At 57.9% G+C, this 23,587-nt stretch carries 18 protein-coding genes; 10 read left to right on the top strand and 8 right to left on the bottom strand.

The genetic code is table 11. The features are described 5' to 3' along the window. Nucleotides 1-264 precede the first annotated feature (264 nt). The 5 genes from lnt to miaB form a co-directional block, all read right to left on the bottom strand. Nucleotides 265-1,866, bottom strand: a complete 1,602-nt coding sequence (gene lnt, locus AU11_RS06345; protein WP_043317275.1) for an apolipoprotein N-acyltransferase — start codon at nucleotides 1,864-1,866, stop codon at nucleotides 265-267. After that, complete coding sequence (locus AU11_RS06340) at nucleotides 1,866-2,762, bottom strand: HlyC/CorC family transporter (protein WP_231491628.1); 897 nt, start codon at nucleotides 2,760-2,762, stop codon at nucleotides 1,866-1,868. The genes lnt and AU11_RS06340 overlap by 1 nt, the downstream gene beginning before the upstream one ends. Before the next feature lie 32 nt (nucleotides 2,763-2,794). Beyond that, a complete protein-coding gene (gene ybeY, locus AU11_RS06335) occupies nucleotides 2,795-3,331 on the bottom strand; it encodes an rRNA maturation RNase YbeY (protein WP_051687083.1) in 537 nt (178 codons plus the stop codon). A 10-nt stretch (nucleotides 3,332-3,341) separates the two neighbouring features. After that, nucleotides 3,342-4,424: a PhoH family protein gene (locus AU11_RS06330; RefSeq protein WP_051687003.1), complete on the bottom strand. Its 1,083-nt coding sequence runs from the start codon at nucleotides 4,422-4,424 to the stop codon at nucleotides 3,342-3,344. A gap of 516 nt (nucleotides 4,425-4,940) precedes the next feature. Continuing rightward, the gene (gene miaB, locus AU11_RS06325; protein ID WP_231491619.1) at nucleotides 4,941-6,344 is read right to left on the bottom strand and encodes a tRNA (N6-isopentenyl adenosine(37)-C2)-methylthiotransferase MiaB; all 1,404 of its coding nucleotides are present in this window, start codon (nucleotides 6,342-6,344) and stop codon (nucleotides 4,941-4,943) included. Between the two features lie 192 nt (nucleotides 6,345-6,536). Between miaB and AU11_RS06320 the strand changes: the two genes are divergently transcribed. From AU11_RS06320 to AU11_RS06290, 7 genes are all read left to right on the top strand, one after another. Then, nucleotides 6,537-6,869, top strand: a complete 333-nt coding sequence (locus tag AU11_RS06320) for a DUF1820 family protein (protein ID WP_197023776.1) — start codon at nucleotides 6,537-6,539, stop codon at nucleotides 6,867-6,869. A 265-nt stretch (nucleotides 6,870-7,134) separates the two neighbouring features. Further along, on the top strand, nucleotides 7,135-8,508 hold the full coding sequence (locus tag AU11_RS06315) for a hypothetical protein (RefSeq protein ID WP_043317273.1): 1,374 nt from the start codon (nucleotides 7,135-7,137) through the stop codon (nucleotides 8,506-8,508). 113 nt (nucleotides 8,509-8,621) lie between these two features. Then, on the top strand, nucleotides 8,622-9,347 hold the full coding sequence (locus AU11_RS06310) for a hypothetical protein (RefSeq protein ID WP_043317271.1): 726 nt from the start codon (nucleotides 8,622-8,624) through the stop codon (nucleotides 9,345-9,347). A 179-nt stretch (nucleotides 9,348-9,526) separates the two neighbouring features. Then, a complete protein-coding gene (locus AU11_RS06305) occupies nucleotides 9,527-10,318 on the top strand; it encodes a UDP-2,3-diacylglucosamine diphosphatase (RefSeq protein ID WP_043317269.1) in 792 nt (263 codons plus the stop codon). Next, entirely contained in the window at nucleotides 10,315-11,991 is a 1,677-nt protein-coding gene (locus AU11_RS06300; protein WP_043317266.1) for a lysophospholipid acyltransferase family protein, read from the top strand. Before AU11_RS06305 ends, AU11_RS06300 begins: the two co-directional genes overlap by 4 nt. A 133-nt stretch (nucleotides 11,992-12,124) precedes the next feature. Next, entirely contained in the window at nucleotides 12,125-13,579 is a 1,455-nt protein-coding gene (locus tag AU11_RS06295) for a nodulation protein NfeD (protein WP_043317264.1), read from the top strand. Nucleotides 13,580-13,609: 30 nt separating this feature from the next. Next, on the top strand, nucleotides 13,610-14,380 hold the full coding sequence (locus AU11_RS06290) for a slipin family protein (RefSeq protein WP_081847965.1): 771 nt from the start codon (nucleotides 13,610-13,612) through the stop codon (nucleotides 14,378-14,380). A gap of 319 nt (nucleotides 14,381-14,699) precedes the next feature. Here AU11_RS06290 and pgi read toward each other — a convergent pair whose 3' ends face one another. After that, nucleotides 14,700-16,313, bottom strand: coding sequence for a glucose-6-phosphate isomerase (gene pgi / locus AU11_RS06285; RefSeq protein ID WP_043318355.1), 1,614 nt, complete (start codon nucleotides 16,311-16,313; stop codon nucleotides 14,700-14,702). Between the two features lie 245 nt (nucleotides 16,314-16,558). Between pgi and AU11_RS06280 the strand changes: the two genes are divergently transcribed. Continuing rightward, entirely contained in the window at nucleotides 16,559-16,813 is a 255-nt protein-coding gene (locus AU11_RS06280; protein ID WP_043317261.1) for a hypothetical protein, read from the top strand. 446 nt (nucleotides 16,814-17,259) lie between these two features. On the opposite strand, the gene AU11_RS06275 is transcribed toward AU11_RS06280, so the two are convergent. Further along, complete coding sequence (locus AU11_RS06275; RefSeq protein WP_043317259.1) at nucleotides 17,260-18,318, bottom strand: DUF3549 family protein; 1,059 nt, start codon at nucleotides 18,316-18,318, stop codon at nucleotides 17,260-17,262. An 8-nt stretch (nucleotides 18,319-18,326) separates the two neighbouring features. Further along, a complete protein-coding gene (gene nhaC, locus AU11_RS06270) occupies nucleotides 18,327-19,817 on the bottom strand; it encodes a Na+/H+ antiporter NhaC (RefSeq protein ID WP_043317257.1) in 1,491 nt (496 codons plus the stop codon). 337 nt (nucleotides 19,818-20,154) lie between these two features. On the opposite strand from nhaC, the gene AU11_RS06265 reads away from it, so the two are divergent. After that, nucleotides 20,155-21,330, top strand: coding sequence for a 1-acyl-sn-glycerol-3-phosphate acyltransferase (locus tag AU11_RS06265; protein WP_043317255.1), 1,176 nt, complete (start codon nucleotides 20,155-20,157; stop codon nucleotides 21,328-21,330). 86 nt (nucleotides 21,331-21,416) lie between these two features. After that, nucleotides 21,417-23,576 carry an ATP-dependent DNA helicase DinG gene (gene dinG, locus AU11_RS06260; protein ID WP_043317253.1) on the top strand — a complete coding sequence of 720 codons (2,160 nt, stop codon included), beginning with the start codon at nucleotides 21,417-21,419 and terminating at the stop codon, nucleotides 23,574-23,576. Nucleotides 23,577-23,587: the final 11 nt, after the last annotated feature.

The following is a 23,587-nucleotide window of genomic DNA, read 5'->3' as shown; positions in this document are numbered from 1 at the left end:
CGCCGGGAAAAGATCTGTGCAGTTAAAAAGTGCAAATTTTTTCGTATCCGTTTACGCCGGTGGCATTTCGTGTGCCTGAGGCGGACGGGAGGGCGCCGGCAATATGCCAGGCCAGCGGGCGTGATACCCGGTAAATATCTCACGATAATAGCAGTCGCAAGGTCGCTTGCCGCGGATTCCCGGGGAATATTGGGTTCAGAGGAGAAACCCGGCGGCAAACGGGCGCATTTGCCGCCGGCGAATCGGTAGAGCGGTGTGAATAGGTCAGTCAGGCGCGCCGCTAAGCGTGCCTTCACCGTCTGTGGCGACGTCCTCAGTGGGCGCTACCGAACGGCGTTGCAGCAGTGCCGCGGCCAATAGCATCAGCGCGGACAGCGTCAGTAGGCCCCAAACGCCTAGCACCATAAAGGGTGTGAGACCGCTGCGAGCCTGTACCTCGCCGATAAGAGTGGCCTGTTCAAACTGTGGTAATTGCTCGGTGATGCTGCCGTCGGGGGCGACGATGGCAGTGACACCGGTATTGGTACCGCGTACCAGGTAGCGGCGGGTCTCCAGTGCGCGCATCTGCGCCATCTGCATATGTTGCAGGGGGCCGATAGATTTTCCGAACCAGGCATCATTGCTCAGAGTGAGTAGAACCTGCGCGTCACCACTGCTTTGGGATACCAGTTGTGGGTAAACGATTTCGTAGCAGATCAGCGGTGCCCAGCTGAGCCCGCCCGCGTTCAGCGGTGCCTGGCCTTCGGGGCCGGGGCGGATAAACGACGTTGGCAGATTAAAAAATTCGATGGTGCCGCGAATCCAGTCTTCCAGCGGTACATATTCACCAAATGGTACAAGGTGGCGTTTGTGGTAAAGCTGCTGCTCACTGCCGAACACGGCTGCCGAGTTGTGCACTACACGGCGGTAGTCCCTCTCGGTGTCGTAGAGGATGCCTGTGATCAGATCGGTTTCGGCGTCCCGTGCATTGCCCTGTAATGCTTCCATCAGATTGGGTGCATGATGGTACAGCAGCGGCAGTGCCGCTTCCGGCCAGATCACCAGATCTACGCCCTGTTGGTGCAGGGTTTCTGTCGCGGCCTGGTAACGTCGAATCGTCTCACCGCGAAATTCCGGCTTCCACTTTTTGTCCTGTGGAATATTGGCCTGAACAAGCCCAACGGTGCGAGAGTCTTCGCCGGGCGTTGTCCATTCGGAGTTCTTGAGCAACAGGCCAGCGGGCCAGATCAGGGTTGCAGTCACTCCGAGAGCTATTACTGCAGGAGATTTCCACGGGTTCGCGCCGAACGCTCGGCGTGCGAGCAGCGCGAATACCGCACAGGTAAACGCCAGCAACAGGCCGATACCGTACACACTCAGAACCGGCGCCCAACCGGCGAGCCAGGTGTGGATATGTCCGTAACCGGCAAACAGCCAGGGAAAGCCGGTAAACATCCAGGTGCGGAACCACTCGCTGATAAACCAGAGTGCGGCAAAGGCGAGGGCAAAGGAAACCGGGTTTGCGCGGAAGCGCGCGAGTAAAATAAACGGCAGGGCAAACAGCACCGCCATAATACCGACAAAGGCACCGGTAAGAATCACCCCGAGCAGTGGAGATGAGTTACCGAAGTCGGTGATGGAGACATACACCCAGGAGCCGCCGGTGGCGAACAGGCCAAAGCCGTAACACAGTGCCCGCCAAAAGGTCTGTCTGCCGCCAAGTGTCGGTGCCTGTTTTCCGGGAGCCAGCAACCAGGCAAACAGGCCGATGGAAAGCAGGCTGCACCACCAGAGGTTGTAAGGCGCAAAGGAAAGCGTAAGCAGGCCGCCCGCGATCAGGGCGGCCATTGAGGGCAAAGCCCTCGAGAAGAGCAGAGAATTACGCATCAACCATCTTCTTCTGCGGGCCTGTCGAACCGACTAACGCGCAGCAGGTGAATCTGCCGGTTGTCGGCGTAGAGGACGCGGAATTTGAATTCCCCGAGTTTGGTCATTTCATCGCGCCCCGGCAGGTGGCCGAAGGACTGCATGATCAGACCGCCGATGGTGTCGAACTCTTCATCGCTGAATTCGACCTCGAAGTATTCGTTGAAATCCTCGATGGGGGTGAGCGCTTTCACCACAAAGTCGTTGTCGCTCACTTTGCGGATAAAGCTATCCGCTTCTTCCTCGTCGGTCTCGTCTTCGATCTCGCCGACGATTTCTTCGAGAATATCTTCAATGGTCACCACGCCCGAGACACCACCATACTCGTCGATTACGACAGCCATGTGATAGCGGTTCTCGCGGAACTCCCGCAGCAGGATATTCAGGCGTTTGCTTTCGGGAATGATGTTGGCGGGGCGGATATGTTCTTCCAGGCGGAAATCGTCCACGCCTTTTAACACCAGCGGCAGTAGGTCTTTGGCCAGCAGGATTCCGCGGATATCGTCGATGCTCTCGCCCACCACCGGGAAACGGGAGTGGCCGGATTCGATGATTTTGGGGAGGAAGTCTTTGGGGCAGTCCTCGATGCTGACCACCACCATCTGCGAGCGCGGAATCATGATCTCCCGCACCTGTTGGCTGGATACATCCAGCGCGCCCTCGATGATAGACAGGGCTTCGGCATCGACCACCTTGTTTTCGGCGGCGTCCTTGATGATGTCCAGCAGTTCATCGCGGGATTTGGGTTCTTGTGAGAAGGCACCCAGTATTTTCTCCAACCAGTTTTTCTCCCCCGATCGGGGGCGGTTGGAAGAGGAGCTACTTGGGGGTTCGTCGGTGGTCATGGATGTGGCCATACTCCGCGTTACTCGTCGGTTCCGTTGTTCATTTATTCGGCCCGCGCATCGTGCGCCGGCGCGTCAGTCGATTCTTCTGCGGGCAAATAAGGGTCTTTGATTCCCAGGCTGCCCAGTATCCGGGTTTCCAGATTTTCCATGATCTCGGCCTCATCGTCCTCGATATGGTCGTAACCCAGAAGATGCAGTGTGCCATGGACCACCATGTGTGCCCAGTGTGCGGACAGGGCTTTGTGCTGCTGTTCCGCTTCCCGCGCCACTACCTGCGCACAGATCACCAGGTCGCCGAGCAGGGGCAGACCCAGCTCCGGCGGGATGTCCGCAGGGAAAGAAAGGACATTGGTGGGTTTGTCTTTGCCGCGATACTGGCCGTTCAGGGCCTGGCTCTCGTCCTCGTCGACGATGCGCAGGGAGATCTCGGCTTCGGGGCGATGCTCGCCCACCGCCGCCGTCGCCCACAGGGCAAGATCAGCATCAGAGGGGAGTGGGGAGCAGGAGGTGGCCCGCTGCACATCCAGGTGGACGTCAGCGGGCGAGCGCGACTGGCTCTCGGAAAGATTGGCGTTCATGGGCGCGGCCTCAGGCCGCATCTTCTCCAGCGCGGCCGGCGGCTTGCAGTGCGGCGGCCTTGCGCGCCGCGCGCTCGGCTTCCTGCTGCGCTTCCACTTCCGCCTCGTGTTCGCCGTAGGCCTCCACGATCCGTTGCACTAACGGGTGGCGCACCACGTCTTTGGCGCCGAAGTGGGTGAAGCTGATGCCGTTGACGTTGCTCAGCACTTCAATCGCGTGTTTGAGGCCGGAGGCCTGGCCGCGGGGCAGGTCGATCTGGCTGGGGTCACCGGTAATCACCGCGGTGGATCCGAAGCCGATCCGGGTCAGGAACATCTTCATCTGCTCGCGGGTGGTGTTCTGGCTCTCGTCGAGAATCACAAACGCGTTGTTCAGGGTGCGGCCGCGCATATAGGCCAGCGGGGCCACCTCGATCACATTGCGCTCGATCAGCTTGCCCACAGTCTCGAAGCCGAGCATTTCATACAGGGCGTCGTACAGGGGGCGCAGGTAGGGGTCGACCTTCTGGCTCAGGTCACCGGGCAGAAAGCCCAGTTTCTCGCCGGCTTCCACCGCCGGGCGAACCAGCAGGATGCGCTCCACGGAGTCCTTGAGCAAAGCTTCTACGGCGCAGGCCACCGCCAGATAGGTTTTACCGGTACCGGCGGGGCCAATACCGAAGTTGATATCGTTGGTCTGAACCGCGCGTACATATTTGCGCTGGTTGATTCCGCGCGGGCGTACGGAACACTTTTTGGTGCGGATCAGTACAACCTGGTCGTCCTCACCTTCCTGGATCTGCTGTTTCCCATTGGTCAGCTCTTCGACGCCGGACTCCTGCAGAGCAAGATGGATCTGCTCCGGGGTCACTTCGTCATTGGCTCCGGCTTCCTGGTACAGGTTGTTGAGGATCTCACCGGCGGCGCGGGCGGACTTGGCGTCTCCATAAAAAGCAAACTGATTACCGCGATTGCGGATTTCGATATCCAGTCGCTGTTCTATCTGGCGTAGGTGTTGATCGAATTGGCCACAGAGGTTGGCCAGGCGGCGAGCGTCGTTAGGCTCGAGAGTGATGCTGTGAGCGAGGGCTTGTGTATCCAAATTGGTTTCCATGCACCTTTTGTCTGATGGTTCAGTCTGTAGGTTATACCCATTTCGCCAATATGGGAAAGGCCGGTTTGTGACGAATGGGTTCTAACCGGTCCGGTGGCTTATAACAGGGGAGTATGAAGGTTTGAGGTCGCTTCGGGAATTCGGTACTTCGTAGTGGGCTGTGGTGCTTCGTAGGTGGTGGTGTGGCGGCCCCGCTACCGATAGCCCTTTGTGAGACACGCCGTGAACCCATCCCTGGGGGCTCTTCCGCGAGGTCCCTCTCGCGGAAGGTCTCACAAAGGGCTATCGGTATCGGCGCCTTAACCCCGAGTTCCCAGTATTTTCGCCCCTGAACAGGTCGAAAATCACAGTTGTCAAAAGCTAAGGCGCTGATGTCGGGATTCGTTTCCGGGACCGTACGCGGCCATGGATGGCCGTGTCCGAGCGCACATGGATGTGCTTGTAGCGTGTCCCGGAAACGAATCCCGACAGCAGGGCCGCCTCGGGGCCTACTAATCGGTTGCCCCGAAGGTTAAATCAGCTCAGCGGCCCATCCAGCTCAGAAGCCACCAGAGTTCCGCGCAGGGAGTTCGGCAGTGCTTCTTCAATCAGCACATCGGCAAACTTGCCGATCAGCTCCAGCTGGTCACAGCGGAAATTGACCACGCGGTTGTTTTCGGTCCGGCCCTGCAACTGGCCCGGGTCTTTCTTGGAGACGCCGCTGACCAGAACGCGCTCCACGTTCCCCACCATGCGACGCGCGATTTCCCGGGCCTGCTGGTTGATACGGTGTTGCAGCAGTTGCAGACGCTGTTTCTTCACCTCTTCCGGGGTGTCGTCCGGCAGATCCGCCGCCGGGGTACCCGGGCGGGCGGAGTAAATGAAGCTGAAGGAAATATCGAAACCCACATCCTGAATCAGCTTCATGGTGGCCTCGAAGTCGCGCTCGGTCTCACCGGGGAAGCCGATAATGAAATCGGACGACAGGCAGATATCCGGGCGGATCGCCTTCAGGCGGCGAATCTTGGACTTGTACTCGAGCGCCGTGTGGCCGCGCTTCATCGCCATCAGGATGCGGTCGGAACCGCTCTGAACCGGCAGGTGCAGGTGGTTTACCAGCTCCGGTACTTCCGCGTACACATCGATCAGCGCATCGGAAAACTCCACCGGGTGCGAGGTGGTGTAGCGGATGCGGTCGATGCCGTCGATGGCGGCAACGTAGGTGATCAGCTCGGCAAAATCCACGATCTGGCCGTCTTCGCCGGGCGCGCGGTAAGCGTTTACGTTCTGGCCCAGCAGGTTTACCTCACGGACCCCCTGGTCTGCCAGGTGCGCCACTTCTGCCAGCACGTCCGCTACCGGACGGCTCACTTCCTCACCACGGGTGTAGGGCACCACGCAGAAGGTGCAGTACTTGGAGCAGCCTTCCATGATTGAAACGAAGGCGCTTACCCCGTCCGCTTCCGGCTGCGGCAGGCGGTCGAATTTTTCGATTTCCGGGAAAGACACGTCGACAACGATGGCACCGCTCTGCTGTTTCTTGGTTTCCATCATCTCCGGCAGTCGGTGCAGGGTCTGCGGACCGAATACCAGGTCTACATAAGGGGCGCGCTTGGCAATGGCCTCCCCCTCCTGGCTTGCCACACAGCCGCCAACCCCGATCACCAGGTCCGGATTCTTTTCTTTCAGGTGCTTCCAGCGGCCCAGTTGGTGGAACAATTTTTCCTGTGCCTTCTCTCGGATAGAACAAGTATTTACCAGCAGCACGTCCGCGTCTTCCGGGTCGTCGGTGGGCACCATCTGGTGGGATTCGCCCAGCAGGTCCCGCATGCGCGCAGAATCGTACTCATTCATCTGGCAGCCGTGGGTCTTGATAAAGAGCTTCTTCACCGGTTTTTCGGTCGGTTCGGAGGACTTCTCGGGGGACATCTCAATAGACATGTTGGGCCTGGTTAAAAACTGGTCAGTTCAAAAGGTGGGGCATTATACCGGCCGCGTTTGGGGCTGCATAGACGGGGGTTGGATCCAGTGGTACCCTTCCGCGCTTTTCGTGGCTGAGGCCACCCGCACACTAGAATTCACGGGGCTTTCGCAATTTCCCTTGTACATTTCCGCCCCCTCATTGAGCGATCTATGGCAAACCCAATCTACAAAGTCATTTTCCACAATCAGAACCAGGTGTTCGAGCTCTACGCGCGTGCCATCTACCAGAGTGAGATGTACGGCTTTATCGAAGTGGAAGAGTTCGTTTTTGGGGAGAAGTCCCAGCTGGTGGTGGATCCCAGTGAAGAAAAGCTGAAGACCGAGTTTTCATCAGTGAAGCGTTCCTATATCCCCATGCACAGCATTGTGCGTATCGACGAGGTGGAGAAAGAGGGCGTAGGCAAGGTGCACGAGGTGAAGGGCGACAAGGTGGCACAGTTCCCGTTTCCGGCACCCATGCGACACCCGACAGATTCCGACTGAGTGGAATCAATCGAGAATGTGAAAACGGGCCAATTGGCCCGTTTTTTTATGTTCGGAGTTTATGGTCCGCGCGCCGCGGCAAAAAGGGAAATGGCGGCCCGTGGGTAGAGAGGCGCGCCAAGGTGGGGAAATTCTGGCGTGACAATTTCTTTTTAAGGGCCATTTGTCGCATCGACGGTGTCGGCGAAACACTGCCAGCTATGCTGAAAAAGGGAGTGACTCCTCCCGAAAACCTAAAATGTAGTGGAAGTTTTTAGGTGACAGCATGACCTCTATTCCGGCCACCAAAGCCGCCATCACCGCCCTCAAAATCGAACAGCGCGTGGAGCGCGACGTGAAAGCGGGTATCCCTGAAGTTGATCGACGCAACCATACCGAAAGCGAAGAGAGCATGCGCTCTTATGTGGTGCGGGAGATTATCGGCAGGGTACACGCAAATCGTCAGCGCGAGCTGGACAGGGAACTGGCCGATCGCAGCGCAGTGGATATCCGGCAACTGCATCAGGAATTGAAAAATACCGAATCGCTGGTGGAGAAAACCGTTGCCGGGCGCCTGGCAAATCTGGTGAGCGGACTCAAGCAGCGCGCGCAGGAGTATTCCGCGCAGCGTATGGATCTGGAAATGTTCCGCCAGCGCAATGGGCTTACCCGAGAGGCGGTATACCGTGAATCCAGGATTCTGCACCTCTCGGTGATCTTTTTTATCGTCATCATGGAAACGGTACTGAACGCGTTTTTTCTGTCTAAGGGTAGTGAGCTTGGTCTGGTAGGTGGCTTCTTCCAGGCATTTATCATCTCCATGATCAATCTCGGTTTTGCCGTGTTCCTTGCGTTTTCTCTGCGTCACTGTTTTCACCATAACCCGGCAAGAAAGTTCTGTGCCGGCACACTGTTTGTGGGCGTACTGTTTGCCGCCGCGATCTTTGTGCTCAGTGTGGGGCATTACCGCGAGGCGCTGGAGACCAATCCGTTTGCGGCCTCCCAGATGGCGATGACCACTTTACTGGCGCAACCGCTGGGCATTCAGGATTTCAATTCCTGGATTATGGTGGTGGTCAGTGGCATCGCGGTGATTCTATTGACAGCAAAATTCTTTGTGGTGGATGACCGCTACCCTGGTTACACCGCAATCACCCGACGGGTAAAGCAGCAACAGCAGGCGTGGCGCGAGGCCCATGAAGACGCCATTGAAAGTGTGAACGAGATGGCGGAGGACATTCAGGAAACCATCTCCGATACGGAAAAAACCATTCGCGCCCAGTTTATCCAGTTCAAGGCCAGTATCGAGCGTAGCGAAGAAATTCATCGCCACTATCACGAAGACATCGTAAAGGCACAGGGGCTTCTGGATGAGTTGGTGCGGTACTATCAATCCTACTCTGCTCGCATGATGAACCGGCGCTCTGCCTACTTTGGCGAGCTGTTGCGCTTCGAATTGGACAAGCTGCCGCAGCTGAATACCACAGGGCTGGAACAGCATAAGCGTGACCTCATTACCTTTGAGGCGGTCATGGAAGAGCTTGACCAGAGCTATTGCGATGCGGTGGATGTGGTTAATTGTCGTTGTGAGGCCATTCAGGCGTCCCTGGGGGCGCTGGTGGATAAACTGGAACTGGACAACGGTTTGCGGAGAGCGTGATGGGAGGCTTTCACCGTCGCCGCTCTTGTCGCTCACCCGGTCGTTCGCTCAGCCGGGCTCGCCCCTGGCGACGATTGTCCAGGGAAGACAAAAGAGGCACGCTGATTTTTGCCTTGGGAGCGCTGATCCTGGCAGCGCTGGTGGTGTTTGCGCTGCAGGTGGTGCGCTCGCCAGCGCGGGATTTCGATAAGGTCACCCTGTGCAATCCGCACCTTCCGCGCTTTGCCCAGCACCTTGTGGTTATCGACGCTTCCGACACGCTTTCGGCGCACCAGACCCACTTCCTCAAAACACATTTGTCGGGCTTGCTGGAGTCGGCGGCGGTCAATGATCGTTTTTCCATATTCGTGCTGGACGATCATTACAACGGGTTGTCGGAGCCGGTAATCAATCTGTGCAAGCCGCACTCCGGGGAAGACGTCAGTGCGCTGACGGCGAACCAGCAGTTTGTGCAGGCATTGTATAAACAGCGCTTTGAGCAGCCCCTGGATCACGCTATCGGCCGCGCGGTATCCGGTGGCGAGCAACCGGTCTCTCCCATCTACGAGGCGCTATCCGATGTGGTGGCGCTCAATCATCTGGACCCGGCCGCTGAGAACGTCCATCTCACTATTGTCAGCGATATGATTCAGAATTCTCGCGCCGGTTCGGTCTTCAAGCGGGGATCGGCGGCGATCGATCAACTGCCACTGATCGACCTGCGGCGGGCCCGCACCCGCGTTTACTGGCTGGACCGGGAGAAGTACCAGCGCTACCAGACCGCCGAACTGGAGGCCAGTTGGCAGGATTATCTGGGCAGTGTATCGCGGCTGGAAACCATTCAGCGGGTGCGCAACTGATGGTGGAAACCATACTGTTATTCCCCAAAAAATCACTTTTCGTCACTATTTTCCTCCTTGTGGCCGGTTTGCAATAGAAGCTTCAAGAAACAGCCGCCGGTTTGTAAGAAAACTCAAGCAAAGTTTTATCCCATCTGATGTGGTCCAAACCCTTGATGGAATCTGGATGGAACTTGCCAATGAGTAATCGATATCGCGCACTGTGGATTTCTGACGTTCACCTGGGCAGCCGGGATAGCGAGCCACAGAGGCTGGCGGATTTCCTGGCCCAGAACACCGCAGATACCGTGTACCTGGTGGGCGATATTTTCGATATGAAGGCCATGTCCCAGGGGAAGGGCAGCTGGTGCAAGGCTTCCAGTATGTTGCTGGAGATGCTCTCAGACCTCAGTACCCGTGTGCCGGAAATCATCTATGTCCCCGGTAACCACGATGCGCCCATGCGCAGCTGGGCTGGCAAGCGTCTTGGCAATATCCGGGTTGAACGCGAGTGGACACATACCAGTGCGGATGGCAAGCGCTACTGGGTGACCCACGGCGATCAGTTTGAACACCACATCGAAATCAATCCTGTCAGCTACCACATCGGTGACCAGAGCTACTACCTGATGTTGCGGATCAACCGCTGGATCAATTACTGGCGCAGCCGGTTCGATAAGCCCTGGTGGTCTCTGGCCAATCACGTAAAAAATCGTGTGAATGCGGCTCGACGGATGATGAACAAATTTGAGGAGGTGGCCATTCGCGAAACCGGTCGTCGCGGTTTCGACGGCGTTATCTGTGGGCACATCCATCGTGCGGGTATTCGTCACAGCGCTGCGAAAGACAGCGCGGTAACTTATGCCAACTGCGGAGACTGGGTCGACTCCATGACCGCCATTGTGGAAGAAAAAAGTGGCGCCCTAAGCGTACTGCACTGGCACCGGACGCCGAAGATTGCGCGCATCATGACAGAGGCGGTAGCCGCATGATTCAGCTAGAAAACCTGTTGCAAAAAAACCCTTGGTATAGTGCTGCGCCGAAGAGTCCAGCACGCCGCCTGGTATCTGCCACGGTAAAGAAAATCTGTTGTGAGCAGCAGTTGCAGCAATTCGGCAAGAACTTCCCGCATCTTGGTGGCCTGGATTTTATCCGACAGGTATTCCGCTCCTTTGATTTCCATTACGACGTCAATCTGGCGGAACTGGAGCGGATACCCACGTCTGGCCCGTTGGTGATAGTGTCCAACCACCCACTGGGCAGTCTCGATGGGCTCGCGCTGATCGATATGGTGGCGCGGGTACGCAAAGATGTGAAAGCAGTGGCCAGCCAGTTGCTGTGGAATATTGAACCCCTGCGTGGCTATCTACTGCCGGTGGATAACTTTAACGGTCGCACCCGCCGTGAAGACGTTGAAGGTATTTACAGCCATCTGCGCGCCGGCGGAGTGATCATCGTATTCCCAGCAGGAGAGGTGTCGCGGCTGACTCCTCAGGGTGTGCGGGATGGCCGCTGGAACCCCGGGTTTATCCGCTTTGCGGACAAGACCGGTGCGCCAATTCTGCCGGTACAGGTACGCGGGCGAAATTCCCTGTGGTGGTATGGTCTGTCGATGGTGAACAAGCCCCTGTCGACGCTGTGGCTGATTCGCGAAATGTTCAAGCAGGTCAGCAAAGGGATTGATATCCGCATTGGCACACCGGTAACCCCGGAGCACTATCGAGACTGGCCTATGGCGCCCCGCGCACAGGCCAAGCTGTGGAAAAAACAGGTCTACCGCCTGCACAAAAACCCCCAGGGATTGGCGCCGGAGCCAATCGCCGGAGCGGAAGCCGCTCCCGAAGTGGCGGCGGTACTGGGCGACTGTGAGACGCTGGTGGCACAGAGTGAGTTTGAGGTAAAACTCTACCGCCAGCGTCCGGATTGCCCGGTGATGCGGGAGCTGTCCCGTCTACGGGAGATCGCCTTCCGCGCGGTGGGCGAGGGTACCGGCAACAGCCGCGACTGGGATGCGTTTGACGCCTGGTACGATCACCTGTTGCTTTGGGACAAAGAGCGCCAGCAAATAGCCGGCGCTTATCGCCTGGTAAGTACCGATGGTCTCACCGCAGACAAGATATACAGCACCACCCTGTTCAACTATTCCCGTTCGCCGGAAGAGTGCCTGCCGGCATCGGCGGAGCTGGGGCGCAGCTTCCTGCTGCCGGAGTATTGGCGCAGCCGTGGCCTGGATCTGTTGTGGTGTGGTATCGGCCAGTGGATACTGCGCAATGACCGCCGCTACCTGTTTGGCCCGGTTTCCATGCCCGGTAATTTCTCCCGCCGAGCCAAGTCTGCCATCGTGCGTTATTTTCTGCACCACTTCGCAACCCAGCAGCCCATGGGTAACGCGCGTTTGCCGTTTGTCGAAGCCCGAGCGGACCTACCGGAGCTCAACGGTGATGCCAATGAGGACATGCTGCAGCTGAAGCAGATTCTGAAAGAGGAGGGCGTTGTTCTACCGCCACTTTTCAAGAAATACACCGCGGTGACCAGCCCCGGCGGTACCAGTTTTCATGCGTTCAATATTGACCCGGATTTCTGCGACTCGGTGGATGGCCTGGTGGTGGTGGACCTGGAAAAAATGGATTCCAAGTTTGCCAGGCGGTACTTGGCAGCAAATTAAGTGCCCACATCTTAGAGCGCGGCACGCTGGTTCTGAATAGTCGCTTATTTGCAACCGGCGCGCCTTTCCCTGTCTTCTTCCTCAATTCTGTTACGCTTGTGTTTCCTGTTCTTTCGCACCCGGGATAACACTTATGCAACAGTGGTGTTCGAAAGTAGTAACCGCCTGCCTGCTGCTGATTCTGGCGCAGGTGTTTTCCCATTCTGGTTTTTCCCAAGTGGAGCAGGAGGGGGAAGATTCAGCGCCGTCGGAAGTGCAGAATCAGCCCCATATCGCGCAGCTTTCCATCAATGGCCCGATCGGGCCTGCGACCACCGATTATCTGATTCGCACCAGCGAGAGCGCCCGGGAAGCGGGAGCGCGCTTGTTTATCGTAAATATGGATACCCCGGGCGGGCTGGATGCGGCCACGCGGGATATTATTCAGCATATTCTTGCCTCTGAGGTTCCCTACGTCACTTACGTCACGCCCGCCGGTGCCCGGGCCGCCAGCGCCGGCACCTATATTCTCTATGCCAGTCATGTGGCGGCGATGACACCGTCGACAACCCTGGGTGCGGCGACACCGGTACAGATTGGCGGTATGCCCGGACAGCAGGAGCCTCCGCAGAGATCGCCCGACAAATCGGCGGATGATAAAAGCGATGAAAAACAATCGGGCGGGAGCGATGAAAGTGATGCGGAAACGGGGGCGATAAAATCCGGTAGCGCTATGGAGCGCAAAGTTATTAACGACTCCGTGGCCTATATCCGCGGTCTGGCTCATCGTCACGGACGCAATGCGGACTGGGCGGAAAAAGCCGTGCGCGATGCCGCAACACTGACCGCCAAGGAGGCATTGGCGGACAACGTCATCGATGTGGTGGCCGAAAACCAGCAACGGTTGATTAAACAACTGCCCAATCGTGAAATCCTATTGAATGGCAGCAAGCAACAGATCGCCAGCACGATCAATGAGCTACCGGTAGTCGCTTACGAGCCCGATTGGCGCAATGAGCTTTTGTCATTGATAACCAACCCACAGATCGCCTATATCCTCCTGTTGATCGGAATTTACGGTCTTATTTTTGAAGGCTACAGCCCCGGCGCCATCGTACCCGGCGTTGTCGGTGTGATCTGTTTGTTACTGGCGTTTTATGCGTTACAGGTCCTACCGATCAACTACGTAGGGTTGGCGCTGATTATCGTGGGTGCGCTGTTGATCGCGGCGGAGCTGTTTGTACCGAGCTTTGGCGCACTGGGTATTGGTGGGGTTGTTGCCCTGGTGATTGGCTCGGTCATGCTGATCGACAGCGATGTGCCGGGCATGCAGGTTTCCAAGGCATTGATCGGCTCCATTGCTGCGGTCAGTGGATTGGGGCTTCTGGGTTTACTGTACGCCGTGGGTCATAGTCTGCGGAAGCCCAAGGTGGCCGCGAACAAGGCCATGGTGGGGCGAACCGCGGTGGTGATCGAAGTGGAACCGGAGTTATTGGTAAAAATCGACGGCGAAATCTGGCGGGCCCACTGTGACAATCTATTGACCGAAGGGCAGCTGGTGACGGTCACCGCGGAGCATGGATTGAACCTTCGGGTTCAACCGGAATAGCCATTTACAAGGCGAAAAAGGAGCATTCTTATGATCAGTTATTTTGCCAGCCTGTTGATTCTGGCGGTTGTGCTGATAGTCATGTACGCGATCCGCATCCTGCGGGAGTACGAGCGTGCGGTGGTGTTCTTTCTCGGGCGTTTCCAGGCGGTAAAGGGACCGGGGCTGATCATTATCATTCCGGTGCTCCAGACGATGGAGCGGGTGGACCTGCGTGTGGTAGTGATGGATGTGCCCACTCAGGATGTGATCAGCCGGGATAATGTGTCGGTCAAAGTGAATGCGGTGGTGTACTACCGGGTAATCGATCCACAGTCGGCAATCATCAATGTGGAAAACTACCACGAGGCGGTAAGCCAGTTATCCCAGACCACGATGCGCTCTGTGTTGGGTAAGCACGAGTTGGATGAGATGCTATCCGAACGCGACAAGCTCAATGTGGATATTCAGAAAATCCTCGATGAGCAGACCGATGCCTGGGGCGTAAAGGTCACCAATGTGGAAATTAAGCACATTGATCTGGATGAGAGCATGATCCGTGCAATCGCCCAGCAGGCGGAAGCGGAGCGTTCACGGCGGGCGAAGGTGATTCATGCCGAGGGTGAGGCGCAGGCGGCACGGAAGCTCACTGAGGCGGCGGATCAGCTTTCCAAGAACTCGAACGCTATTACGCTGCGATACATGCAAACTCTAATTGATATTGCTGGGGAGCAGAACTCTACGATTGTGTTCCCACTGCCGATGGATTTGATTAAGCCGTTAATTGATCAAGGGGCGAAGCGTGGTGGTCCCACTAGCTAGTTAAGTGGCGGCGGAGCACCGGGTGCGGGTTTTCAGGACCGCTGTGAACCCATCCCTGGGCGCTCCTGAAAACCCGCACCCGGCACTCCACCTTAAATTCGAAGTGTGTGGCCTAGCTCAAACTGAGGGGTAACGTCTTTTGGGGTGGAGCACGTAGTGAGATGCGAAGGCAAAGTGCTGGGTATCTGTTTTCAAAAGCGTCGGCAACAGGGATGTTGCCGACGCAGCGTACAGGGATGTATTCACAGCGGTTTTGAAAACAGATACCCAGTGCTTTGCCGCCACAGGGTCGCCTAAGTGATTACCACCAAACTACGCGTTACTTGAGAAGCAGCTTCAGTAGATGGGCCGTAGAGCCATCCCAATCCTCTGGGATATCCCCATCAATGGCCGCGTGCACACCATTGCCCAGCACCTTGCCTAATTCCACGCCCCACTGATCAAACGGATTGATGTCTAACAGACAGCCAAAGGTAAACACCTTGTGCTCGTAGAGCGCCAGCAGGCTACCCAGGTGGAACGGATCCAGCTTTTCCACCACCAGGGTATTGCTCGGGCGGTTGCCCGGCACCACCTTGTGGGGGGCCAGTTGATGCACCTCTTTGTGGGTATGGCCCGAGGCCTCCAGCTCCTTGCGGGCCTCCGCCAGGGACTTACCCTTGAGTAGTGCCTGGCTCTGGCTCAGGCAGCAGGACAACAGCCACTGGTGCTGTTCTTTCAGTTCAGACGTCGGTTCCTTGATGGCAATAAAGTCCGCTGGAATCATATCCGTGCCCTGGTGCAGCAACTGGTGGAAAGAGTGCTGGCCGTTACTGCCCTCGGCACCCCAGATCACCGCGCCGCTCGGATAGGGCAAGTGCTCGCCACCGCGGGTCACGCTTTTGCCCAGGCTCTCCATATCCAATTGCTGCAGCCACGCCGGAAACTTGGCCAGGCGCTGGGCATAGGGGAGAACCGCGAGGCTGCTGGCCCCCCAGCACTGGCGGTACCAGAAATGAATCAGCGCCATCAGCACCGGCAGATTCTGCGCGAACTGCGCCTCCGCGAAGTGACGGTCCATGGCGTTGGCACCTTCCAACAGCTCGCTGTACACCTCAAACCCGCAGGCCAGGGCGACAGGCAATCCGATGGCGGACCAGAGTGAGTAGCGGCCACCCACCCAGTCCCACATGGGGAAAATATTCTGTGCGGCGATGCCGAAGTCCTGGGCCGCGACGATATTGCTGCTCACCGCGACAAAGTGTTTTTCCAGATCGGACTCTGCACACCCGGCGTCGAGCACCCACTGGCGTGCTGAAAGTGCGTTCTGGCGGGTTTCGAGGGTGGAGAAGGACTTAGAGGCGACGATAAACAGCGTCTCGTCTGCGGGCAGGGGAGCGATGGTGTCGCTTAGGTCGGCGCCGTCGATGTTCGCCACAAAGTGCACCGTCAGCTCGGGGTTGTGCCAGGGGCGCAGTGCTTCCCACACCATGCGCGGCCCCAAGTCGGAACCGCCGATACCAATATTGACCACATGGCGGATACGCTTGCCGCTAAAGCCGGTCCAGGTGCCGCTGTGAATCTGTTCGACGAACTGGGCCATCTGCGCGCGGCAGTCGGCCACTGCCTGCTCATGCTCGGACTTGGGCTCGCCCTGAAAGCGCAGGGCGGTGTGCAGGGCCGGGCGGTGTTCTGTGTTGTTGATGTTGGTGCCGGCGAACAGGGCGCCGATGCGGTTTTTGAGTTGTGCGGTAGTTGTGTAGTCCAGAAGCTGTTGCAGTGTGTCTGTGCTCAGCAGGTTCTTGCTGTAGTCCAGATAAATACCCGCAGCTTCTGCGCAGAAGGTTTGCGCCCGCTCTGCATCAGTGGCAAACAGGTCGCGCAATGACCAACGCTGCTGGTCCTTGTGTTGTTGCAGAGAGGCAATGGCGGCAGACAGGGGGAGAGCATCCATGGTCATTAGTTCTTCGCTGAAAAAAAATTTATGTTCGGCAGGAAAACTGCTGATATTAGCGACAAATACGCAGTGCGGCCAGTGTGATGCCAATCGGTTTTGCGTGTGCAATTACGGTGCAGCAAAACAGCCACAAGTTACAGAGCGGTCGACCGATAACTGAGTCGATGCGTTGTGGTTGAGCCGCGTGAGAAGAGGGAAGCCGGAGCTTGCAGAGCGGAATGGAATAAATCTCGGAGGGCAGAATGCAAAATGCCGCTTCGAAAAGCGGCATTTGCATGAACCTGTCTGAGAGCGGTTATTTAACCACTTTCATGCAGCGAACATTATCGGATGCCATCCAGCAATCCGCGTCCGCAGGACAAGCCATGGAGGTCGGAATTTGCTCTGATCCTGGAGGGCAGGCGGCCGGCATCGGAGCCGGTGCACAACAACCTGCGAGGACCAGTGCACAAATAATTCCGGTTAAGTACTTGGCTGGAGTGAAATTCATCCCCTAACTCCTTTCCGTTGATGTTAGTCAATAGCATAGACAATAAAACGTCACCTGTTTGGTGTGCTTTGTAAAAATCTTTTCTACAAACATACCGCCCAATGGAGTGTAATAGGCGCGCGGTTAAAATAGCCGCCACAGGTGAATTCAGGATAAAAACGCCGCCAGTTTGTCGTCCCTGTGGGCCTGAATTTAAAGGGTTAAACGCCAAATTGCGTTTAGCAGCCGCTCTGCGGTGCAGCAGAGTGGGTATTATTTTTTTTCAGTAAAGTGAAAAAGAATTTTTTTTCCTTCTTTGCTGTGATGTAGCGAAGAAGGCGGCGCCAGAAATTGAAAAATGGCCGGGAAAATGCAGATAAAAGCTCGTAGATTTACGCGCATTTTTTTATACGCGTAAATCGGGAGGTGTCAGTGGGGCACTTTTTTGCGGAATAAAAGTGAAGCGGTGGCGGCTCAGGTACCGGATTGCAAGAAGCGACCGAAAGAGACAGCCACCGATTCCTGGCGCTGCGGGTCGCGCAAAACACCCAGCAGCACGTTGCGCAGTTGGGGAAGAAACAGCAAATCGGTCAGCAGCAGATTGAAGGTTTCCTGGGGCTGGCTCGCGCTGAGACGCTCCAGCCAGCTTTTTGCCAGGTCCGGTTCCATAAGGTCGTCACTGCAGCGACTGCCAATAGCCGCAAGCACTTCTGGTTGAGTGGCGGCACCAGCGGGATCCTGCTCTAGGAGCCATGTCAGAAATTGTCGCCGCATACCCGCTGCCGTGCTGTGTGATACGCCGCGAATAACGGCGATTACCAGGGTGAAATCCGGAGATGCAGATTCAAGGGATTGCCGGGCGCGGGTAATCAGGGGGCCTGTCAGCTGGTGGTCAATGGCCTCGCTCTCCAGGCACTGGCACAGAGAAATGAGAGCCGGCGCGGCAAAGCGGGGTAGATTCACTGCCAGATTGTCCTGCTCCTTACCCCAGCGCACCGCCAGATCCGCCAGACCTTGTAGAGCCAGTTGCTCCCAGGGAAACGCGGCCGGATCCTTGGCGTACGCCCTGGCGGCGGGGTAGTGGTCGCTGGCAGGGCGTCCCAGCAGCTTCGCCGCTTGCGCGTGGAAAACCGCACGCTTGTCCGCGGCGGGTGTAAACATCAGTCCGCTGTGTTCCAGCGCCTGCTGCAGGGCATTGGCCGGGGCTGGGGCGCCCTGTTGCTGCGGTATGAGCGCCTGCTGCAGCTCCCGTAAAAAGCGGTCGCGGATCGGCAGGAGTAACTTTCCCTGCTCATCCAGCGGGAGGCGCAGGAACCACACTGCGGGTTCTGCAGCACTTTCCTTGTCGGTTTCCCGTGGGGTCAAGAGCAGACCACACCAGGCGTGACGCAAATAGGGGTGGGGCCACGGGGCGGCGCCGTTTTCAAATTCTTGCGCGGACTTTCTGGAAACCGGGCGCACACGGCGCCCCAGGTCGAACCAGCGCAGATCAAAGTCCGCGTCGGTAATCAGGTCGGTTAAGGTGTTGGCCATTGGGTACGTCAGGCTTTCTCGGCATCTTGTAAGGGTTGCTGCACGCCCAGAGGCATCTGTTTGAAATGCAGCCAGCCGTAGGCGATGGCGAGCAGCGGACAGATAATATTGAACAGGGCGAAGGGCGCGTAAGTGAAAGTGGCAATACCGAGGGTGGCACTCATATAGGCGCCACAGGTATTCCACGGAATCAGTACCGAGGTTATGGTGCCGGAGTCCTCCAGGGTGCGCGACAGATTCAGACCGTGCAGGCCTTTGCCTTCAAAGGCTTCGCGGAACATACGGCCGGGAATAATAATGGCCATGTACTGGTCGCCAGCGGCGGCATTCATACCGAAGCAGGTGAGCACCGTTGAGGTGATAAGACCGCCCACCGTCTTCACGCCTGACAACGCCCAGTTGACGATTCGCTCGAGGAAGCCGGCGCGCTCCATTACGCCACCGAAGGCCATCGCGGAAATAATCAGCCAGATGGTATTGAGCATGCTGCTCATGCCGCCCTTGGAGAGAAGAGAGGCCACGGCTTCATTGCTGGAGGTGGACTTGTAGCCGTCGAACAGACTGTGCCAGGCGCCTTTCAGCAGGCTCAGCGGCCCTTCACCGCCGGCCAGCTGGCGAGTGGCGTTGGGCTCGAAAATCATCGCGATCATACAGCCAACCAGCGCACCGATTATCAGCGTGGGGTAAGCGGGTACTTTCTTCCACGCCATCGCCAACAGCAGTGCCAGGGGCAACATGCTCACGATAGAAATGCTGAACTCATCCTGCAGAGCGCCAAGCAGTGTCTGGATATCTTCCGCGGAGGCGTGGCCGGTATCGGAGCTAAGCCCGATGACGGCGAAGACCACAAGCGCGATGGTAAACGCCGGAATGGTGGTCCACAGCATGTGGCGGATGTGCAGGAACAGGTCGTTGGAGGTGACGGCGGCTGCCACGTTAGTGGTATCGGATAGTGGCGACATCTTGTCGCCAAAGTAGGCTCCAGAGATGACCGCACCGGCGGTGATTGCCGGGTTCAGGCCAAGAGCGGCGGCGATCCCCATCAGGGCTACACCCAGGGTGCCGGCGGTGGTCCAGCTGGAGCCAATGCTGAGGCCGACAACCGCGCAGATAATGCAGCTGGCGGCGTAGAACCACTGGGGTGAGAGCATCTGCACCCCGTAATAGATCATTGACGGCACGGTGCCGGCGAGAATCCAGCTGCCGATCAGAGCCCCCACCGCCAACAGGATCAGGATGGCGCCGAACACCAGGCTCATGCCGTGTAGCATACCGCCTTCCATTTCCTTCCAGGTGAAGCCGTTTTTCATGCCCACCAACGAAGCCACACCGGCACACAGCAGTAATGCAATCTGATTGGGGCCGTAGGACGAATCGGCGCCATAAAAATATACCGACAGGGATAATAGCGCGATCAGGATCAGGAGCGGGATCAGGGCATCCAGCAAGCTGGGTGTACGGGAGTCGTGATGCGACTCGCTGGAACTGGTGTGACTCAAGGCGGTCTCCTAGTGGCAGGCAAGTATCCGGCTCTCAGCTTGTGACCAGGGAGCCAGGTCAGTTTCTTGTTATAAAGCGGTCTATTCTCGGGGCGGGCTCCGCATATGTCTATAGGGATGCCGGTGAGGCTGGTAGTGGCAAAGGCCCGCAGGTTACCTGCGAGTCGCCACTGGCGCTGGCAGTTCGCCGCTGCATCCGGTATGTTCTGCGCCGGTTTCGCCCGGCAATGCCCCCGGTCAGGTATCGGAGGGTGCAGGCTGGGCCAAAATAAGAATGAGCCAGAGCGTGGCGGGCCCGAATCCTCGGCGCGCTGAAGTTGGCAGGTAGCACTACTCCATGAATGCGAGAAATATCGACCCCAGTCAGTTTGATGAAATCCGCCCCTACCGGGACGACGAAGTGCGCCCCGCGCTGCGCCGCCTGGTAGAAGACCCGGAAATGTCCCGGGTGGTGGCCCATTTCCTGCTCCCCGGCGCGGCCAGCAAGCTGGAGCGCCCCCTCGCCTGGCTGGTACGCCAGTTCGTGCGTTTTGAGTTCCGCAACGCCAATAATGTGCGCGGCGTGCAGGAAGTCATCGCCAAGTATCTGGAGAAAGCGGTCAACCGCACCAGTTGCGGCCTCACCATCTCCGGCCTGGATACTCTGCCGCGGGACCGCGCGTGTCTGTTCGTAAGCAACCACCGGGATATTGCCATGGACCCTGCGCTGGCGATTCTCGCCATGTTCAAGGAGGGACATGAAACCTCGCGTATTGCCATCGGCGATAACCTGTTGTCGAAGCAGTTTGCCTCGGACATCATGAAACTCAACAAGTGTTTTGTGGTTAAGCGCAGTTCCGGTAGCCGCCGCGAAAAACTGACCGCGGCCACGACCCTGTCGAAATACATCCACCACTCCATCGTCAATGACAATGAACATGTGTGGATCGCCCAGCGCGCTGGCCGCGCCAAAGACGGCCTGGACCGCACCAACCCGGCGCTGGCGGCGATGTTTGCCATGGCCAAGCCCAAAGAGCAGTCATTCGCCGACTTCTGGCGTGAGCTGCATATTGTTCCCCTGTCCATTTCCTACGAGTGGGACCCCTGTGACCGCTACAAGGCCCGCGAGCTGTACATCAAGGAACACCAGGACGAGTACCAGAAGGAAGCCCACGAAGATCTCGGCAGCATCGGCAAGGGCGTTGTTGGCAAGAAGGGCCATATCCACGCGGCCTTCGGCACCCCGATCGAGAAAGATTTCAATGATGTAGCGGCGCTTGCGGACGAGATCGATCGTCAGATTATCGGCAACTATGTGCTGCACCCTACCAACCTGATTGCCTATCAGATGATCTATGGGGAAGCGCCTCAGGTACCCGTGGGCTATCCCCCCAAGCCCTGGCACCCGGATGAGCACCAGGAGATCCGCGAGCAATTCGAGCAGCGTATGGCTGCCATTGACGAGCGCTGGCGGGACAAGGCCATCCAGGGGTACGCAAACCCGGTGGTTTCGCGGCTCGCTTTCGAGCAGTGAGCGGAATCCTGATTGGCGCAATCCTAAGCAAGCATGGATAATGCCCGGCTGATTTACTCCTTTAGTGCAGCTTCAGTCGGTCCCCAGTGCTCAGCGAAAAAGACAAAGAATCCATCCAGAACGCCTATCGTCAGTTTCTCAACGGCCGCGAGCTGAAAGCCCGCTACGGCCAGAAACTGATGATTGCGGCGATTGCCCGCACCCTGGGCGGTATCGAGCGCAACGGCGCCGGTGAGCGCGACCACGGCAAGACCGACGGCCAGCATATCTGTGTGGTGGAGGCGGGCACTGGTACCGGTAAAACCGTCTCTTACCTGCTGGCGGCGATCCCCATGGCCATCGCCCACGACAAAACCCTCGTTGTCTCCACCGCTACCGTAGCCCTGCAGGAGCAGATCATCCTCAAGGATCTGCCGGAGCTGGTGCGTCATTCCGGGCTTAAATTCGATGTGGCACTGGCCAAGGGCCGCGGGCGCTACCTGTGTTTATCAAAACTGGATCAATTGCTTACCGAGCTCACCTCCAGCGGTGTTGGAGCCTCCCTTGCCCTGTACGAGGATGAAAAGCCCCAGGTGGACGAGGCGGGCGTCAAACTGTATCGGGAAATGGCCGATGAGCTGGCCAGCGGCCGCTGGGACGGCGACCGCGATAACTGGAAAGACACCCTGGAGGGGGAAGACTGGAGCCGCGTCACTACCGACCACCGCCAGTGCAGCGGCCGTCGCTGTCCCCATGTGAGCAGTTGCAGCTTCTTCCGCGCCCGTGAAAGCCTGGGCAAAAGCCGCGTGATCGTGGCCAACCACGATCTGCTGCTGGCGGATCTGGCATTGGGCGGTGGCGCTATTCTGCCGGCGCCGGAAGACTCTATTTACGTCCTTGACGAGGCCCACCACCTGCCGGACAAGGCGCTTAATCACTTTGCCCACCACAGCCGCGTGGGAGCCACCACCGGCTGGCTGGATCAGGCCAATAAAAACCTGAGTCAGTTACTGGGGGAGATCGGTGATGGCGGCGAGCTGGATCGCGCCGGCGAGGACTTACCCGCGCTGTTCGCTTCCGCCAAGCAGAAGCTGGAAATGGCCTGGCCGCTGATTGAAGACCTGTGCGAATTCGAGGAGGAGCGCGGCCGCGGCGGCCAGCAGTCTCGCAGTGCCCGTTTCCGCTTTGAAGGCGGCGTGGTACCGGAACCCCTGATGCAGCTGGCCGATCAGTTGCGCGAGGACTTCGATGAAATGGAAGCGCTGCTCGGCAAAATGGTGCAGGTGGTCCAGCGCATGATGGAAGATGCCCACAGTCCGGTGCCAATTGTCGATCTGGAGCGTTGGTATCCGGTGCTCGGCGGTTGGCATGGGCGTGCCGAGGCAAATTTACAGTTGTGGGCAAATTACTCCCGGGAAGACCAGGGCTCTGTGCCGCAGGCCCGCTGGATTACCCTGGTGGACTGGGGCGGTTCCTTTGATTTCGAAGTGTGCAGTTCGCCGATCCTCGCCGGCAAAACTCTGGAATACAGTCTGTGGCGCCGCTGCTATGGCGCCGTGCTGACGTCGGCCACACTCACCGCCCTGGGACGTTTTGATCGGCTCAAAATGCGCGCAGGCACACCGGATAACGCCAGTTACGAGGTTGTGCCCAGTCCGTTCGATTTCTCCCGCGCGGAATTGCGTGTGCCGAAAGATGCGGTGGAGGCCAACAATGCGGACCTGCATACCGATGCGGTGATCGGGGCCTTGCCGGACCTGTTAGCGGCGGACGAAGAGGGGGGGGCTCTCGTACTGTTTGCTTCCCGCCGGCAGATGGAAACGGTGTACGAGTCCCTGCCGGGAACCTGGCGCAACCGCATACTGATGCAGGGGCAACAATCCCGCCAGCAACTGCTGGAGAGCCATAAAAAAAGTGTCGACAAGGGTGGGCGCAGTGTCTTGTTCGGTCTTGCCAGTTTCGCGGAAGGGCTCGACCTGCCCGGTAATTATTGCCGTCATGTGATTATTGCCAAACTACCATTTGCAGTACCGGATGATCCAATTGAGGCCGCGTTGGCGGAATGGATAGAAGCCAAGGGCGGCAACCCGTTTATGCAGATTACGGTACCGGATGCGGCGTTGAAACTGGTGCAGGCCTGTGGTCGTCTGCTGCGGACAGAGCGGGACAGCGGCACCATCACCCTGCTGGACCGCCGCATCGTCACCAAGCGATATGGCCGTGCCATGCTGGACTCGCTTCCGCCGTTCAGGCGCGCCATTAGTTAGTTCGTTGATTG

It is taken from the genome of Microbulbifer sp. HZ11 (assembly GCF_000708675.1).
GTDB lineage: Bacteria > Pseudomonadota > Gammaproteobacteria > Pseudomonadales > Cellvibrionaceae > Microbulbifer.
The sequence above is the reverse complement of the archived record's forward strand: the minus strand, read 5'-3'. Positions and strand labels throughout refer to the sequence as shown.